The organism is Streptomyces sp. CY-1, from assembly GCF_047218265.1.
GTDB lineage: Bacteria > Actinomycetota > Actinomycetes > Streptomycetales > Streptomycetaceae > Streptomyces > Streptomyces niphimycinicus.
The window spans coordinates 5,256,095-5,272,206 of the sequence record NZ_CP178393.1 but is presented as its reverse complement, the minus strand read 5'-3'; the positions used below and the strand labels follow the sequence as shown (position 1 = coordinate 5,272,206).

11 protein-coding genes are annotated in these 16,112 nt (G+C 72.6%); 5 read left to right on the top strand and 6 right to left on the bottom strand.

The annotated features are described in order from the left end of the window. The first annotated feature begins 95 nt into the window (after nucleotides 1-95). From ACK1X7_RS22460 to ACK1X7_RS22445, 4 genes are all read left to right on the top strand, one after another. On the top strand, nucleotides 96-881 hold the full coding sequence (locus ACK1X7_RS22460) for a VOC family protein (protein WP_385139124.1): 786 nt from the start codon (nucleotides 96-98) through the stop codon (nucleotides 879-881). A 230-nt stretch (nucleotides 882-1,111) separates the two neighbouring features. Next, the gene (locus ACK1X7_RS22455; protein ID WP_390795503.1) at nucleotides 1,112-3,733 is read left to right on the top strand and encodes a serine/threonine-protein kinase; all 2,622 of its coding nucleotides are present in this window, start codon (nucleotides 1,112-1,114) and stop codon (nucleotides 3,731-3,733) included. Between the two features lie 149 nt (nucleotides 3,734-3,882). Further along, nucleotides 3,883-4,458: a hypothetical protein gene (locus ACK1X7_RS22450; protein ID WP_413115568.1), complete on the top strand. Its 576-nt coding sequence runs from the start codon at nucleotides 3,883-3,885 to the stop codon at nucleotides 4,456-4,458. A gap of 135 nt (nucleotides 4,459-4,593) precedes the next feature. Then, nucleotides 4,594-5,154, top strand: a complete 561-nt coding sequence (locus ACK1X7_RS22445) for a hypothetical protein (protein WP_390795501.1) — start codon at nucleotides 4,594-4,596, stop codon at nucleotides 5,152-5,154. Between the two features lie 32 nt (nucleotides 5,155-5,186). Here the strand turns inward: ACK1X7_RS22445 and ACK1X7_RS22440 are convergent, their stop codons facing one another. The 3 genes from ACK1X7_RS22440 to ACK1X7_RS22430 all read right to left on the bottom strand — a co-directional run bounded on the left by ACK1X7_RS22440 (nucleotide 5,187) and on the right by ACK1X7_RS22430 (nucleotide 7,683). After that, complete coding sequence (locus ACK1X7_RS22440) at nucleotides 5,187-5,954, bottom strand: enoyl-CoA hydratase/isomerase family protein (protein WP_385139112.1); 768 nt, start codon at nucleotides 5,952-5,954, stop codon at nucleotides 5,187-5,189. Beyond that, nucleotides 5,951-6,367, bottom strand: coding sequence for a Zn-ribbon domain-containing OB-fold protein (locus ACK1X7_RS22435; protein WP_385139237.1), 417 nt, complete (start codon nucleotides 6,365-6,367; stop codon nucleotides 5,951-5,953). The genes ACK1X7_RS22440 and ACK1X7_RS22435 overlap by 4 nt, the downstream gene beginning before the upstream one ends. A gap of 125 nt (nucleotides 6,368-6,492) precedes the next feature. Next, nucleotides 6,493-7,683 carry a lipid-transfer protein gene (locus ACK1X7_RS22430; protein ID WP_413115567.1) on the bottom strand — a complete coding sequence of 397 codons (1,191 nt, stop codon included), beginning with the start codon at nucleotides 7,681-7,683 and terminating at the stop codon, nucleotides 6,493-6,495. A 116-nt stretch (nucleotides 7,684-7,799) separates the two neighbouring features. Between ACK1X7_RS22430 and ACK1X7_RS22425 the strand changes: the two genes are divergently transcribed. After that, nucleotides 7,800-9,410 (top strand): FadD3 family acyl-CoA ligase, encoded by a 1,611-nt coding sequence (locus tag ACK1X7_RS22425; RefSeq protein WP_413115566.1) that lies wholly within the window; start codon nucleotides 7,800-7,802, stop codon nucleotides 9,408-9,410. A gap of 604 nt (nucleotides 9,411-10,014) precedes the next feature. Here ACK1X7_RS22425 and ACK1X7_RS22420 read toward each other — a convergent pair. The 3 genes from ACK1X7_RS22420 to ACK1X7_RS22410 form a co-directional block, all read right to left on the bottom strand. Further along, entirely contained in the window at nucleotides 10,015-10,377 is a 363-nt protein-coding gene (locus ACK1X7_RS22420; RefSeq protein ID WP_413115565.1) for a hypothetical protein, read from the bottom strand. Between the two features lie 214 nt (nucleotides 10,378-10,591). Beyond that, the gene (locus ACK1X7_RS22415; RefSeq protein ID WP_398159742.1) at nucleotides 10,592-13,516 is read right to left on the bottom strand and encodes an AfsR/SARP family transcriptional regulator; all 2,925 of its coding nucleotides are present in this window, start codon (nucleotides 13,514-13,516) and stop codon (nucleotides 10,592-10,594) included. Between the two features lie 128 nt (nucleotides 13,517-13,644). Further along, nucleotides 13,645-16,107, bottom strand: a complete 2,463-nt coding sequence (locus ACK1X7_RS22410) for an ATP-binding protein (RefSeq protein ID WP_413115564.1) — start codon at nucleotides 16,105-16,107, stop codon at nucleotides 13,645-13,647. Between the last annotated feature and the right edge of the window lie 5 nt (nucleotides 16,108-16,112).

Here is a 16,112-nt window from a genome sequence, read left to right as displayed (position 1 = left end):
CGCCAAGCGTCTCCAAACGGGCTGTGAGCAAGCTCCGAGGACCGAACTCCGATTGACCGACTCCGAGGACCGAGGGACGCGAGAGGACCCGGGCCATGGCGGCATTCGCGGAAGGCGTGCCCTGCTGGGCGGATGTGCTGCTGTCCGACCTCGCGGCGGGCCGGCGCTTCTACGGTGAGCTGTTCGGCTGGGCCTTCGAGGAGATCGCCACGGACTACGGCTCGTACACCCGTGCCCTCCTCGGCGGTAAGGAGGTCGCGGGGCTGGTCCCCAAGCCGGACGGCCGGATGCCCACCGTCTGGAACATCTACTTCGCCGCCCGGGACGCCGCCGCGACCGCCGCCCGGATCCGCGAGGCCGGTGGCCGGGTGATCACCCCGCCGGTGTGGATCGACCGGTTCTGCGTCATGGCGACGGCCGCCGACCCGGGCGGCGCCGTCTTCGGGATCTGGCAGGCGGGCAGCCACGCCGGTTTCGGGCGGCGCGGCGGGCCCGGTTCGTACGGCTGGACCGAGGTCCACACCCGTCAGCCGCGCGCCGTGGACGCCTTCTACCAGGCGGTCTTCGGATACGGGATGGAGCCCTCCGCCGAGGGCGGGTCGGCCGATGTGGTCCTGTGGACGCCGCACGGAGAGCCCCCGGACCCCCGTCACGCGATCGGCGGACGCGTCGTGATCGGCGAGGAGTACCCGGCCGTTCTGCCCGCCCACTTCCTGACGTACTTTGTGGTGGCGGACTGCGATCGGACGCTGCGCACGGCCCACCGGCTGGGCGGGCGGGTTCTCAAGACCGCCGAAGATACGCCGTACGGGCGTTTCGCGGTCCTTGTGGACAATCAGGGCGCGGCCTTCGCCGTCATCGACACCTCGACGGCAGGCTGAACCGGGCCCGGAGGACTGGGCGATACGGGCCTGAGGGCACTTAGATGATCCTTGGTCGAACCGCACGGTCCCCGGCTCCGTATCGCCCGATGACACGACGATTCGCCCCCGGGTTCGCAACCGCCGCCTTCGCCAGAGAGAATGCAGGATGCGTGCCGCCGGTTGGTTTGTCGGTGAGACGCTGCACGGGGCTGTATTTTTTCAAGCCCCCACGGGGAGGTGGCAGGCAAGTGGTGGAGCAGCTTACGCAGCACGATCCGAGGCGGATCGGCCCTTTCGAGGTGCTCGGCCGTCTCGGCGCGGGCGGCATGGGGCTGGTCTATCTGGCCCGCTCGGCATCGGGCCGACGGGTCGCGATCAAGACGGTCCGGACCGAGCTCGCCGAGGACCAGCTCTTCCGTGTCCGGTTCACCCGTGAGGTGGAGGCGGCCCGCGCGGTCAGCGGCTTCTACACGGCCGCCGTCGTGGACGCCGATCCGCGTGCCGCGGTGCCCTGGCTGGCCACGGCCTATGTGCCGGCTCCCTCCCTCGAGGAGATCGTCAACGAGTGCGGGCCGATGCCGGCCCAGGCGGTGCGGTGGCTGGCGGCCGGGGTCGCCGAGGCGCTCCAGTCCATCCATGGCGCGGGCCTGGTCCACCGGGATCTGAAACCGTCCAATGTGCTGGTCGTCGAGGACGGCCCGCGCGTGATCGACTTCGGTATCGCCTCCGGTGTTTCGAACACCCGGCTGACGATGACCAACGTCGCGGTCGGCACCCCCGCCTATATGTCGCCCGAGCAGGCGCGCGACTCACGCAGCGTGACGGGCGCGAGCGATATCTTCTCGCTCGGCTCGACCCTGACCTTCGCGGCCACCGGGCACGCGCCCTTCCACGGCGCCAACCCGGTGGAGACCGTGTTCATGCTGCTGCGCGAGGGCCCCGACCTGGCCGGGCTGCCCGACGAGCTGCGGCCGCTCATCGAGTCGTGCATGCAGATGGAGCCCGAGCGGCGGCCGTCCCCGGCGGATCTCCAGTCCCAGTTGGCCCCGCATCTGTTCGCCTCCAACGCCGACGACAGCGGTACGGCCTCGGCCTGGCTGCCGCCCGGCGCCGTCGCGCTCATCGAGCGCAAGCGCAGCGGCCGCAACCAGGTGCGCGGCGCCACCCGGCCCGCGGCCGGAGGGGGCCGTCCCGGGCACGCCGCGAGCGACGGCAGCAGGCCGTCCGCGCCGCTTCCGCCGGAGCGTCCGCCCACGCCGCCGCCCTCGTACGCCCCCGCCGCGGGAGGCCCCGCGGAGGGCCATGGCGGGCGGCACGGCGCGGCCGGGCCCGCCGGTGCGGGCGGCTGGGAGCCCGTGGGCGTGGGCGATCCGCGCGGGGGCCTGCGCGCGCCGGAGGCCGCGAGCCCGCCGAGCGCGCTGGGCTCCATCGGGCCCGGGCGGCACGCCGCCCCGTCCGCCGCCGCGCCCGCCCCGGCGCCCGCCGGGGCCGACGGATCGGTGCGGCTGCCCGGTTCGCAGGTGCCGATCGGCCCGGGGCTCCGGGCCGACCAGACGCGGGACCCGCAGCCGCAGCACGGCACCGGGCCCGCGACCGGCTGGGTGCGCCCGCCGGCCGGGGTGACCACCGGAGGGCTGAACGGAGGCGACGGCATGGCCGCCGTCCCGCCGCCGACCCACTCCCCGCCGGCCGAGCCGCCCGAGCCGCATGCCGCGGGAGCCGGGCACGGCCGCTGGCGCCCGTGGCGGTTCCGGATGTCCAACGATGTCTGGGGCACCCCGGCGGTGGCGGGCGATCTGCTGTATGTGACCTCGTTCGAGGTGCACGCGCTGGATGTGGCGACCGGCCGGCGCCAGTTCAAGACGCGCGACGTGGCGTGGGCGATGGCCGTGGAGAACGGCCGGATCCACGCCTCCGACGGCCCCACGCTGTACGCGCTGGACGCGGAGGACGGCGCCGAGCGCTGGCGGCTGTCGACCGACGGCTGGGTCTACTCCCTCAAGGTCGACCGCGGCACGGTCGTCACCGGGACGCGCGGCGGTGGCGTCCAGGCGTGGGAGGCGGCCAATGGCGAGCTGCTGTGGGAGATGCAGGGTCTCCAGACCGACTTCGAGACGCCCGAGTCCGGCCCGGCCGTCCATGACGGCACGGTGTATGTGTGGGCGGACGCGCGGCTGCGCGCCCTGGAGGCGCGCACCGGCGCGGAGCGCTGGTCGTATCCGGTGGGCGACGCGGCGTCGTGCGGTGGTGTGCCGCTGCGTCTGCTGGCGGCGCCCGATGGGGTGGTCTATGTCTCGGCGGGGACGCGGGTGCTCGCGCTCGACGCCGCCCGCGGGGATGTGCGGTGGCGTTTCGAGGCGCCCGCCGTCTTCCTGTGCGCCCCCGCGTACGCGCCGGGGCCCGCGGTGACCGGCGGCGGCATCTACATCGCCGACTATCTGGGCACGGTGTACGCGCTGGACGCGGCGAACGGCCGCGACCGCTGGCGTATCGCCACCGAGGCCCGGCAGTCGATCGAGCCGGTGCTGGTGGCCGACGGCTCGGTCCATCTGGGCAGCGGCAGCGCGCTCTACACGCTCGACGCGGTCACCGGCACGCCCAAGTGGCGGTTCGCGGCGGGCGGCGAGGTCATCGGCTCGCCGGTGGTCGCCGACGGCCGGGTCCACTTCGGCTCGGCCGACCACTGTCTCTATACGGTGGACGCGGCGGGCGGACAGCTTCGCTGGAAGCTGGCGACCGGCGGCGAGATCACCGGGTCGCCGGTGGCCGCCGGGGGTGTGGTGTACGCGTGCAGCAAGGACCGCTGCGTCTACGCGCTGGACGCGGTCAAGGGCACGGGACAGTCCCGGCCTTCGGGCGGCCGGGCCTGACCGACCCCGGCGGCGATACGCCGGGAACGGCTGGTCGCGGGCCGTGTCCCTGACAATTCCTGCTACGGTTGCGGGCGTTCATCGACCTCCTGGGAGCCGGGAGGTCGATGGGTAACTCTCTGCGCGGTCTTCGGGGGACGGGGTCTGTGATGCGGCGTGGTCTACGGCTGGCGGCCGTGCTCACCGTGGTGCTGGTGGCGCTGACCGGGTTCAAGGGGCGTGGCCATGGCCACGGGGGCGGCGGGGGCGGCTGTTCCAGCTCCTCCTCGCACCATTCGGGATCGGGCTCCGGTTCCAGTTCCGGCTCCGGCTCCGGCGGTTACTCGGACTCCGACGACGAGAGCTCCACCACCGGTTCGGGCTCCGGCGGTTCCCGCTACCGCGACTACGACGATGACGACTACGGCGACAGCGCGTCCAGCGGCTCCTCGGGCGGCACCGCGTCGTCCAACGGGCCCCAGGCGACCGTCGTGAGCTGCGCGGGCAAGGCGGGCAAGGACAAGAGTGGCCGTCCGGCGGCGACCGTGAAGGTGCGCAACCGCTCGGGCGCGGCCGACACCTACCTCGTCGACATGAGCTTCCAGGACCGGAACGGCTCGACCCTGACCTCCGGGCGCGCCGATGTGCGGGTCCCCGCGGGGAAGTCGAGGACCGTAAGGGTGCCGCTCGATGATCCCTCGGTGTCGGGAACCGTGGCGCGGTGTGAGGTCGTCTCCGTCCTCTGAGAGTCGGGCCGGGCGCGCCTGTAGGTGACTTTGGGGTAGCCAAACCCGTTGCTAGGGTGGCGTGCACTTGTCAACCGGCCATGGCTGGCTTGAATGTGTCTTTTCAACGGGGGTAATACCATGCAACGCCGCTCCATGCGGATATTCGCCGTCGCCCTGGTCGGGCTCATCGCACTGACCGGCTGCGGAAAGAAGGGCCGAAGCCACGACAGCGGCCTCGGCGGGTTCGTCTCGGGCGGGAGCGGCGGCGACAACCCGGCGTCCGGTCCCACCGACCTCCCCTCCGGGCTGCCCTCCGGCGCGCCCACCGACCTGCCCAGCGGTGTCCCCTCCGACCTCGACGTGCCGTCGTACGGGGCCCCCACGCCCTCCTACACCTACTCCGCGCCGCCCACCTACAACTCGAACGGCACGAACGACATCAGTGCCAGCGGCTGCGACTACGACGAGTCGACCCACTCGTTCCAGTACACCCTGAACGTCAGGAACCCCGAGACGCAGTCCATGCACTACTCGATCACCATCGAGTGGGAGAACCAGAGCGGCGGCAGCCTGCTGGGATCCGACTACAAGTCCGTCACCGTGGCGTCCGGCAGCAGCCAGTCCCTCAGCGCCACCTCCTACCGCTACCTCACCGAGCAGACGTCCTTCACCTGCAAGGTGACCTCGGCGCTGAAGTACCCGAGCTCCACCTGAGGCCCCGAGGAGCCGATCCGGGGCCGGTGGCCTCACCGGGTACGGAAGCCGGGCGTACGGGCCGCGAAGAGCGCGGCCTGGCGCCCCGGCGGCAGATTGCCCAGCGCGATCAACTGCGGGGCCCGGGCGAGCGCCTGGGCCAGCGCCGCCTCCTTCGCCGCCCATAGCGCCCTTACGGTCCCCTGCACCGCCTCCGTCGGGTACGACGCGATGACCGACGCGGCGCGGATGGCCGCCGTAAGGGCCTCACCGGCCGGGGCCACCTCGCTGACCAGGCCCGTCTCATACGCCCGCCGGGCCGAGAGCCGCTCCGCGGTCCCCATCAGCGCCATCCGCGCGACCTCGCCCATCGGCATCCGCTGCGCCATATAGACGGCCTCGTAGGCGCTGACCATCCCATAGCTGGTGTGCGGATCGAAGAAGGCCGCCGTCTCGTCGGCGACGATGAACTCGGCCTCGCCCAGCAGATAGAACGCCCCGCCGCACGCCATCCCGGCCACCGCCGCGACCACCGGCTTCCACAGGTCGTTGGCCTTGGGTCCGACGGTGCGCAGCGGATCGTCCATCGCGTAGGGCGACGGCGGCTGGGCGACCTCCACCGAGCGGTCGATGCCGGTGCTGAAGGCCCGGCCGCCCGCGCCGGTGAGGACGACGGCCCGGACCGCGTCGTCGTGGCGGAAGCGCCGCCATACGGCCGTCAGTTCGCCGACCGTCTCCAGGTCGATGGCGTTGTGCCGCTCGGGCCGGTCGAGGGTGACGACCGCGACCCCGCTCTCCTCCACCCGGGTGCGGACCGTCATGGCCGCTCCAGCAGCCAGCGCACCACCGTGAGCCCGCCCTCCGTCGCGTGGAAGGCGGCCTTCACGGGTGCGCCGATACGGATCCGCTCCGGCGGGACCGAGTTCAGCGCGGCGTCCGCGGCGGCGACCAGATTGCCCACCAGCCGGATGCGCGGGGCGTCCGCGAGCTCCACGAGGACGACGTTGTACGGCGCCTGGGCCGCGTAGGCGGGCAACAGCGGGGGATGGGGCAGTACATACGACCAGATCCGGCCACGGCCGCTCAACTTTTTCCACAGGCAGTCGAAGGACTGGCAGTGGGGGCAGCAGGGCCGGGGCGGGAAGCGTGGTTCGCCGCAGTCGGCGCAGCACTGGACGCGCAGTTCGCCGCGGGCCGCGTAGGCGAAGAAGGGCGCCCCGTCCTCGTCGGGCATGGGCGCAAGCAGCCCGTTGGACCCCTCGCCTCCGCCGCTCGCGGCCGTCGTCGGGTCAGCCGTTGTGTCCGTTGTCGCGCCGGTCGTGGTGTCCGTCGTCGTGTCCATCTGTGTCATGGCGTCGGTCAACTCCTCAGCAGCAGGGCCGATGTGGGGACCCCTTCACCCGCCGTGACCAGGCAGGTCTCGGCGCCGGGGACCTGGGCGGTGCCGGTGCCGCGCAACTGTCTGACCCCCTCGGTGATGAGGTTGAAGCCATGGACGTACGCCTCGCTGAGGCCGCCCCCGCCGGTGTTGAGCGGCAGTTGTCCGCCGATCTCCAGCGCGCCCCCCTCGGTGAAGGCCGCGCCCTCGCCGCGGGCGCAGAAGCCATAGCCCTCCAGGGAGAGCGGGATCAGCGGGGTGAACGCGTCGTAGATCTGCGCGACATCCACATCCTGGGGCCCGAAGTCGGCGGTTTTCCACAACTGGCGGGCGGCGGTCCAGGAGGGGCCGGTCAGCGGGTCGTCGTTCCAGTAGTTGACCATCCCGTGGTGCTGGGCGGGCAGCCCCTGGGCGGCGGAGTGCACGTACACGGGCCGTTGCCGGCAGTCGCGCGCCCGCTCGGCCGACACCACCACACAGGCCAGCGCGCCGTCCGTCTCCAGGCAGTTGTCGAAGAGGCAGAGCGGTTCGCTGATCCAGCGCGCGGTCATATACATCTCGCGGGTCAGCGGGCGGTCGTACATGATCGCGGCGGGGTTCTGATTGGCCCGGTTGCGGCAGGCCAGCGCCACATTGAAGAAGTGATCGCGGGTCGCGCCGTACTCATGCATATAGCGCCGGGCCAGCAGCCCGATCTCATCGGCCGGGCGCAGCAGTCCGTACGGCCGGGTCCACTGGGCCGGGGTGGGCAGTTGCGCCCGGGTGTTGGTCCAGGGGCGCGGTCCGCTGCCGCGTTTGCGCGACCGCCAGGCCACCCCGACGCTCGCCTGTCCGGTGGCGATCGCGGCGGCCAGATGCGCGACGGTCGCGCAGGAACCGCCGCCCCCGTAGCCGACCTTGCTGAAGAAGGTCACATCCCCGGCGCCGATGGCCTTGGCGACCTCGACCTCGTCGGTCTCCTCCATGGTGTACGAGGCGAAGGCGTCCACCTCGGACGGGGCGATGCCGGCGTCGTCGAGCGCGGCCAGGATCGCCCGGCAGGCCAGGGTCTTCTCGGATTCGGGGAGGCGTTTGGCGAACGGGGTCTGCCCGATGCCCGCTATCGCCGTAACGTCCTTCAAGGTCGCCCCCGCCCCCGCTGTCGCCCCCGCCGTCGTCTCCGTCGCCCCCATGGCCGCCTCCGTCGTCGCGTTCACCGGTGCTGACAGCGGGGAAGGCTACCGCTAATCTGACGGGTAGTCAGCTAGTGGGGTCGTCCGTCCCGGGTTCCGGGGAGGGGAGCGGTCCGATGCAACGGATGGCACAGGGGAACACCATCCCGGCCCTGATCCGGGCGGCGGTCGAGCGGTACGGCCCGGCCGAGGCCGTGGTCGAGGGCCGCGCCCGGATCTCGTACGCCGAGCTGGGTGCCCGGATCGAACGCGCCGCGGCCGCGTGCGTCGCCTCGGGTCTCGAACCGGGCGACCGCGCCGCGATCTGGGCGCCCAACACCACCGACTGGATCGTGGCGGCGCTCGGCGCGGTCACCGCGGGCGGCGTGCTGGTGCCCATCAACACCCGCTTCAAGGGCGCCGAGGCGGCGTATGTGCTGCGCCGCACCCGGGCCTCGCACCTCTTCATCACCGGCACCTTCCTGGGCACCTCGTATGTGGCCTCGCTGCGCCGGGCGGCGGGGGAGGGGGCGGGGCATGGCCCGCTGCCGCGCCTGCCCTATCTGCGGGAGGTGGTCGTCCTCGCCGACAACGGCCCGGAGTCCTTCCGCACCTGGAAGGACTTCCTGGCGCTGGGGGACGCGGTACCGCCGGAGGAGGTCCGGTCCCGGGCGGAGGCGGTGCGCCCCACGGACGCCTCCGACATCACCTTCACCTCCGGCACCACCGGCCGGCCCAAGGGCGTGGTGACCACGCACTTCCAGACCGTGCGCGTCTTCGACACCTGGAGCGAGATCACGGGGCTGGCGACGGGTGATCGCTATCTGATCGTGAACCCGTTCTTCCACACCTTCGGCTACAAGGCGGGCATCATCGCCTGTCTGAGTCGCGGCGCCACGATGGTGCCGCAGCCGGTCTTCAGTGTGGAGACCGCCCTGGCCAATATCGCCGCCGAGCGCATCACCGTCCTCCCCGGCCCGCCCACTCTCCACCAGTCGCTCCTCGACCACCCGTCCCGCGCCGCCCACGACCTGTCCACGCTGCGCCTGGTGGTCACCGGCGCCGCCGTGGTCCCGCTGGAGCTGGTGGAACGGCTGCGCTCGGAACTCGGGGTCGGCACGGTCCTGACGGCGTACGGTCTGACGGAGGCGTCCGGCACCGTCACGATGTGCCGACGGGGCGATCCGCCCGAGATCATCGCGGGCACGGCGGGCCGCGCGATCCCGGACACCGAGGTCAAGATCGCCCACCCCACCGGACGCGAACTCCCGCCGGGGCGGCCGGGCGAGGTCTGGGTCCGCGGCTACCACATCACCCCCGGCTACTTCGAGGATCCGATCGCCACGTCCCGCACCATCACCCCCGATGGCTGGCTGCGGACCGGCGATGTCGGGGTAATGGACGAGCAGGGCAATCTGCGCATCACCGACCGGATCAAGGACATGTTCATCGTCGGCGGCTTCAACGCCTATCCCGCCGAAATCGAGCGACTCATCGCCCGCCACCCCGATGTGGCCGATGTCGCCGTCGTCGGCATCCCTGATGCGCGGCTGGGCGAGGTGGCCAAGGCGTACGCGGTCCGCCGCCCGGATTCGACGCTGACGGCGGACGACCTGATCGCCTGGTCGCGCCGGGAAATGGCCAACTACAAGGTGCCGCGGCAGGTGGTGTTTCTGGCCGAGCTGCCGCGTAACGCCAGCGGCAAAATCCTCAAGGCCGAGCTGCGCGCGGGCCGGTCACCCTCGTAAAGCCCTCACTCGCCGCCGAAGGCGTCCGCGGGCACGGCGCCACCAAGGGGGCGTCAACAAGGCGTCGCCAAGAGGGCATCACCACCAGGGCATCAGCAAGGGGCCGGGCAGATTCGCCCGGCCCCTTCGGCCTGCGTCGTAAGCCGTCTCGCCGCGCCTACCGCGGGCTGGTGGGGGCATGGCCCTCGCCCTGCGGGGCCGGGGCGGCGGCAGTGGCGAATTCGCTACTGTCCGCGCCGACGATAGGGGTGTGACTATCGCTTGCAGCCGCGAATGCGGCTGTCTGGCTTGTCGCTCCGACCGCGGCACCTATCGCGATAATCAAGGTCGCAATGCCCTTTGTGGCACGAGTCATTCCGGTTCCTCCGATACGGGGGGTGATTATCTATTTTGTACTGCAAATTAACAAAGAGGGGTACGTGTGTTCGGCCATCTGGCCGGAACTGGTCGAAGCTTGGCGGAAAGGGGGTCCGCCCGGTGGTGCGTGAAGCCGCTCGTCCGGAGGTGACCGCACAGAGGGGCCGACGCCGATGACGTCCCCTCCGCGTCATCGACATCGGCCCCGCGGTTACCTGTTGGATACGAACGACGTTCCGTGGTGCGCCTACTGGGGTGCCGAGGGAGTGTGGCCCTCGCCCTTGGGGCTCAGTTGCGGCGGCGCCGGGGTGTGACCCTCGCCCTTGGTGCTGAGCTGCGGCGGCGCGGGCGTGTGGCCCTCCCCCTGCGTGCTGAGCTGCGGCGGCGCCGGGGTGTGACCCTCCCCCTGCGTGATCAACTGCGGAGGCGCGGGCGTGTGGCCCTCCCCCTGCGTGATCAACTGCGGCGGCGCGGGCGTGTGGCCTTCGCCCTGGGTGACCACCTGCGGTGGCGCCGGCGTGTGGCCCTCGTCCTGCGGAGTGAGGGCCGCCGGGTCGGCTTCCAGTGGTCGGTAGGTGTCGGACTGGGGCTTCTTGTCCGTGTCTGTCACGATCAACTCCATCGGATGCTCTGGTCGGTAGAGGCCCGTTGACACCCGCCCGGCGACTCCCCCGTGGGTCGCCGGACAGGTGTCTCAAAAGGGCCGCCCACCTTACGGTGTGACCTCGCAACCGACCCGTCTGCCCCCCGCGGGGACGGGTCGACCGGTACTAAGACTCCCGGACAGCGATAAACGATTGATGAACGGTTGACGGGGCGCGCGATTATGCCGCGGTCGCGGGGGTCAGCAGCCCGCGGACGTCCTCCGCCTCCGGTGCCCCGAGCCGCTCGTGAATCGACAGCGCCTCACGCCAGCAGGCATCCGCGCGCTCGTTCTGGCCCAGCTCCAGCAGCGCCCTGCCGAGCAGCGTCAGCACGATGGCCCGGCGCCACTCGCCCCCGATGCCCCGCAGGGCCAGGGCCTGTTCGGCGTGGGTGGCGGCCTCCGCCGGGCGCCCGATGGACAGATGCGCCTCGGCCATCCGCTGGTGGGTCATGCCCTCCCAGAGCGGCTGGCGGTGCTCACGGAAGAGGCCGAGGGCCTCGGTGAGCTGCTCCAGTGCGTGCGCCAGGCTTCCGGCCCCGGACAGGGCGATGCCCAGCGCGTACTTACCGTTGGCCAGGCGCAGGGTGCGGCCCAGGCTCCCGTAGATCCGCACGCCCTGCCGGGCCAGTTCCACGGCGCTGTCGATGCGGCCCATCTCCACATACGCACGGGACAGGTTGCACAGCGCGCTGGCCTCGCCGGGCTGGTCGTCCACGGCCCGGTAGGCGTCGATGGCGCGGAGGAAGTGCCGCTCCGCGTCGTCCCAGCGGGTGCGGCTGAGGTGCGCGATGATGCCGCGCTCGGTGAGGGCGCGGCCCATGGTCACGTGGTCCTCGACGGTGGAGCCCAGGGCCAGGGCGCGCTCCGCCTCCGCGTCGGCCTCTTCCAGCCGGCCGGTGAGGTTGCGCACCTTGGCCAGGCAGGTGCGTGCCCGGCCCTCGGCCCGGGTGTCGCCGACCGTATGTGCCGTTTCGCTGACGACGCGGGCGACGGCCTCGTAGCGCGGGGCGTTGGCACCGGATTCGGCCAGGTCCATGGCGGCGAGCAGCAGATCCGCGGCCCGGCCCAGGGTGGTGCCCGAGGCGGCCTGCTGGGCGCAGGCCAGCAGGCAGTCGGCCTCGGTGAACAGCCAGTCCAAGGCGGCGTCCTGATGCGGGAAGACCAGGCCGGGGTGGTCGGCCGGGGCCAGATGGTCGCCCAGCCGGTCGCCCGGCCGCTCCATGGCGTACACCCGCGCCGCAGTGGCGAGGTAGAAGCTCAGCAGCCGGGAGAGGGCCGCCTCGCGCTCCGCGGCCGACTGGTGCCGCTCCGCGCGGTCACGCGCGTAGAGCCGTACGAGGTCGTGGTAGCGGTAGCGGCCGGGCGCCGCGGACTCCAGCAGGGAGGCGTCGACCAGGGACTCCAGGAGTTCCTCGGTGTCGAAGGTGTCCAGCTCCAGGGCGACGGCCGCCGCGGCGAGCGAGATGTCGGGGCCGTCCGCCAGCCCCAGCAGCCGGAACGCCCGGGCCTGCGGCGGCTCCAACTGGCCGTAGCCCAGCTCGAAGGTGGCCCGCACGGCCAGGTCGCCCGCCCGCAGCTCGTCCAGCCGGCGGCGCTGGTTGGCGAGTTTGCGCGCCAGTGTGGAGACGGTCCAGGTGCGGCGCGAGGCCAGCCGGGAGGCCGCGATCCGGATGGCCAGCGGCAGGAAGCCGCATGCCGCCACCACGTCCATGGCCGCGTCGCGCTCCGAACTGACCCGCTCCGCGCCCACGATGCGGGTGAAGAGGACCAGCGCCTCCTCGGGGCTCATCACATCCAGGTCGACCAGGTGGGCGCCCTCCAGGTCGACCATCCGGGTCCGGCTGGTGATCAGCGCGGCGCAGCCGGGCGTACCGGGCAGCAGCGGCCTGACCTGCGCGGCGTCGCGTGCGTTGTCGAGCAGGGTGAGCACCCGGCGGCCGTCCAGCATGGAGCGGTAGAGCGCGGCACGCTCGTGGATGCCCTCGGGGATCGCGCTGTCCGGGGTGCCGAGGGCGCGCAGGAAGGCGCCCAGGATCGCGTTGGGCTCCGCGGGCACCGGGCCGGCGCCCTGGAGGTCGATGTAGAGCTGGCCGTCGGGGAAGTGGGCGCGGGCCGCGTGGGCGACGTGCACGGCCAGCGTCGTCTTGCCGACCCCGCCGATTCCGGCCACGGCTGACACGGCCATGACACGCCCCTCGGCGGTGGCGAGCTCATCGCTCAGCTCCTCGACGAAGGCGACCCGGCCGGTGAAGTCCGCGACCGTCGCGGGCAACTGGGCCGGGCGTACGAAGCTGGGCCCGGCGTGCGTGCGGTCGTCCACCGGGACCGCCAGCTCGGCATCCGCCTGGAGAATGCGCTGATGCAGGTCGGACAGTTCCGCGCAGGGGTCCACGCCGAGATCCTCGGCGAGCAGCCGCCGGGTGTCGTTGTACACCGCCAGGGCCTCGGCCTGCCGGCCGCTGCGGTAGAGCGCCAGCATCAGCAGCTCGCGCAGCCGCTCCCGGAGCGGATGGGCGGCGGTCAGCGCGGTCAGCTCGGAGACCACCTCGGTGTGATGGCCCAGCTCCAGGTCGAGATCGAGCCTGGTCTCGGTGAGCACGAGCTGCCACTCCGACAGCCGGGCGCGCTGGGTCGTGGCGTACGGCCCCGACAGCCCGGCCAGGGCCTCACCGTCCCACAGGTCCAGCGCCCGGCCGATCAGTTCATGGGCGCGCAGCCGGTCGCCCGAGTGCCGGGCCTTCTCCGCCTCCGCCGCCAGGCTCTCGGCCACGTCGATGTCCAGGGCCCCGAGGCCCACCTGGACCGCGTAGCCGCCCGATTCGCTGACCAGGATGTCCGAATGCGGGGTGAACGCCTTGCGCAGCCGGGAGGCGTAGGTGCGCAGCGCCGCGATCGCGGCGTCCGGCGGATCGTCGCCCCACAGGGCGTCCACGAGTTCGGGGGCGGTGGCGGTGCGCCCGCCGCGCAGCAGCAGAGCGGCGAGCAGGGCTCTTTGCTGCGGTGATCCGGTGCTGAGCTGTTCCTCGCCCCGAAAGGCCCGTACCGGTCCGAGCACGGTGAAGCGCAAGGACTGCTCCTGCGCCCGCTCCTTCTCGCCGGTCATGGTCTCCCCCTGCCTCTGCTCCCAGTTGCACGGGCCAGTTTGCCTTGCCGATACCCCTCACGTCAGTAGGGGCCGGACCTCTCCACAAGGCCCGCCCGACTTCGAGACCTCCGAAGACCGACGGATCGTCAGTTCCGGCGCTCGCTTTCGGACACCGGGGGGCCGACTCCAAAGGCTTCCCGATGGCCGGGATTGAGATCCGTTGGCGCCGGGAGGTCGGGCGCCGAGGTCGCCAGCAGTTGGCGCACCTCCTCGGGCTCGGGTGAGCCCAGCCGTTCGCGAAGGGCCTGTGCCTGACTCCAGTGCTCCTGGGCCCGGCCGCGCTGTCCGGCCGCCAGCAGGGCCTTCGATAAAACGGTGAGAAAGGAGAAGCGCCGCCATTCGCCGCCGAGGCCGCCCAGGGCGAGGGACTGCTCGGCGTGCGCCACCGCCTTGGTGGGGCGATGTGCTGCCAGATGCATTTCGGCCAGCCGGAAATGGGCCATGCCTTCCCACAGCGGCTGACGGGCCTCGCGGAACAGGTCGAGCGCCTCGGTGAGATGAACGGACGCCTCTTCCAGACGGTGGGCCCGCGTCAGCGCGATGCCGAGGGTGTACATCCCGTTGGCGAGCCGCAGCGGGGCGCCGAGCCTGCGGTAGATGGCGAGCCCCTGCTCGGCCAGTTCCACCCCGCTGCGGGTGCGGCCCCGGCTCACATGGAGCCGGGAGAGATTGGCCAGGGCGCTGGCCTCGCCGGCCTCGTTGGCATCGGCGCGGAACGCGTCGAGGGCCTGTCCGAGGAACCGCTCCGCGTCGTCGTACCGCCCCAGGCCGTTGGTGACGATGCCGAGCTGGTTGGAGGCGCGGCTGGCGATCACCGGATCCTCGCCGTCCAGCTCCAGCGCGCGCCGAAGCTCGCGCTCGGCCTGGGCGTACCGGCCCGTGAAGCTGTACAGATGCCCCAGCGCCGAGCGGGCGCGGGCCTCGGTGCGGGAGTCCCCGGCGGCGTGGGCCGCGTCGCCGGCCGCCCGCGCCACCGTCTCGTACTGCCGCGGCCGGGCCCCGGACTCGGCGAGGTCCAGCGCGCCCAGCAGCAGATCCCCGGCGCGGCGGCGGGTGGTCTCCCCGGTGCACCTGGGCACGCAGTCGAGCAGGCAGTCGCCCTCCGCGAAGAGCCAGTCCAGGGCGGCTCTGGAGGTCTCGAAGCACAGCCCGGGATGGCCGGTGGGCTCCAGGTGCTCGACCATCCGGTCCCCGGGCCGCTCCATGGCGTACACCCGCGCCGCCGTGGCGAGGTAGAAGTCCAGCAGCCGCGACAGCGCCTCCTCGCGCTCCGCCGCCGCCCGCGACTCCCGCTCCGCGCAGGCCCGTGCGTAGAGCCGTACGAGGTCATGGAAGCGGTAGCGCCCCGGTACGGCGGACTCCAGCAGCGAGATGTCCACCAGCGAGGTGAGCAGCCGGGCGGTCTCCTCGACGTCGAGGCCGAGCACCGCGCCCGCGGCCGGCAGCGAGATGTCCGGGCCGCCGACCAGGCCGAGCAGGCGGAAGGCGCGGGCCTGGGCCGGGTCGAGCTGTCCGTAGCCGAGTCCGAAGGTCGCCGTGACGGCCAGATCCCCGGCCCGCAGCTCGTCCAGCCGCCGCCGCTCGTCGGCGAGTTTGCGGGCGAGAACGGAGACGGTCCAGGTGCGGCGGGAGGCGAGCCGGCAGGCCGCGATGCGGATGGCGAGCGGAAGGAAGGAGCAGGACGCCACCACCTCCATGACCGCCGCGCGCTCGATCATCGCCCGCTCCTCGCCCACGATCAGTGCGAAGAGGGCGAACGCCTCCGTCGGGCTCATCGCGTCCAGGTCGACCAGGTGGGCGCGGTCCAGGTCGCCCATACGGGCGCGGCCGGTGATCAGCGCCACGCACTCCGGTGCGCCCTCGCCCGGGAGCAGCGGCCGGACCTGGGCGGCCTCGCGGGCGTTGTCCAGCAGGACGAGGACCCGGCGGCCCTCGAGAGCGGCGCGGTAGAGCGCGGCGCGCTCCTCGGTGCCGTCCGGGATGGCGGCGTCGGGGATGCCGAGCGAGCGCAGGAAGGCGCCGAGCACGGTTTCGGGGTCGGCGGGGGAGGAGCCCGCACCCCCGAGGTCCACGTAGAGCTGACCGTCGGGGAAGTGGTGGCGGGCGGTGTGTGCGAGATGGACGGCCAGGGCGGTCTTGCCGATGCCTCCGATACCGGCGACGGCGATGGCGGCCGGCCGCTCGGAGGGGGTCGCGAGCCGGTCGTTCAGCTCCCGTACGAGATCCTCGCGGCCGGTGAAGTCGGCCACCGCGGCGGGCAGTTGCGCGGGTCGGACGGCGGTGGTGCCCACGGCCAGGGGGCGCTGCGGGCGGCCGACGGCGGTGGGCCGGGAGAAGCCGGTGGCGGGCCCAGGGGCCGCGTGCGGCCGGAGCCCGGGCACGACTTCGGCGCCGTAGCCGCTCTCCCACTCCAGCCCGATCCGCGTCCGGTCGAGGGCGGGGTCCGGGTCCTCGCCGAGGGCGAGGCTCGCCTCGTCACCGCGCCACCGCCGGTCCGGTACGGATCCGGTGGAACCTGTCCGCCGCCCCAGGCGCTCCTCGCCGACCATGGTGC

What these genes read in the sequence shown, in the direction of transcription:
- ACK1X7_RS22460 (WP_385139124.1), top strand. Translation starts at nt 96, where the DNA reads ATGGCGGCATTCGCGGAAGGCGTGCCCTGCTGGGCGGATGTGCTGCTG.
- ACK1X7_RS22450 (WP_413115568.1), top strand. Translation starts at nt 3,883, where the DNA reads ATGCGGCGTGGTCTACGGCTGGCGGCCGTGCTCACCGTGGTGCTGGTG.
- ACK1X7_RS22445 (WP_390795501.1), top strand. Translation starts at nt 4,594, where the DNA reads ATGCGGATATTCGCCGTCGCCCTGGTCGGGCTCATCGCACTGACCGGC.
- ACK1X7_RS22440 (WP_385139112.1), bottom strand. Translation starts at nt 5,954, where the DNA reads ATGACGGTCCGCACCCGGGTGGAGGAGAGCGGGGTCGCGGTCGTCACC.
- ACK1X7_RS22435 (WP_385139237.1), bottom strand. Translation starts at nt 6,367, where the DNA reads ATGCCCGACGAGGACGGGGCGCCCTTCTTCGCCTACGCGGCCCGCGGC.
- ACK1X7_RS22430 (WP_413115567.1), bottom strand. Translation starts at nt 7,683, where the DNA reads ATGGGGGCGACGGAGACGACGGCGGGGGCGACAGCGGGGGCGGGGGCG.
- ACK1X7_RS22425 (WP_413115566.1), top strand. Translation starts at nt 7,800, where the DNA reads ATGCAACGGATGGCACAGGGGAACACCATCCCGGCCCTGATCCGGGCG.
- ACK1X7_RS22415 (WP_398159742.1), bottom strand. Translation starts at nt 13,516, where the DNA reads ATGACCGGCGAGAAGGAGCGGGCGCAGGAGCAGTCCTTGCGCTTCACC.
- ACK1X7_RS22410 (WP_413115564.1), bottom strand. Translation starts at nt 16,107, where the DNA reads ATGGTCGGCGAGGAGCGCCTGGGGCGGCGGACAGGTTCCACCGGATCC.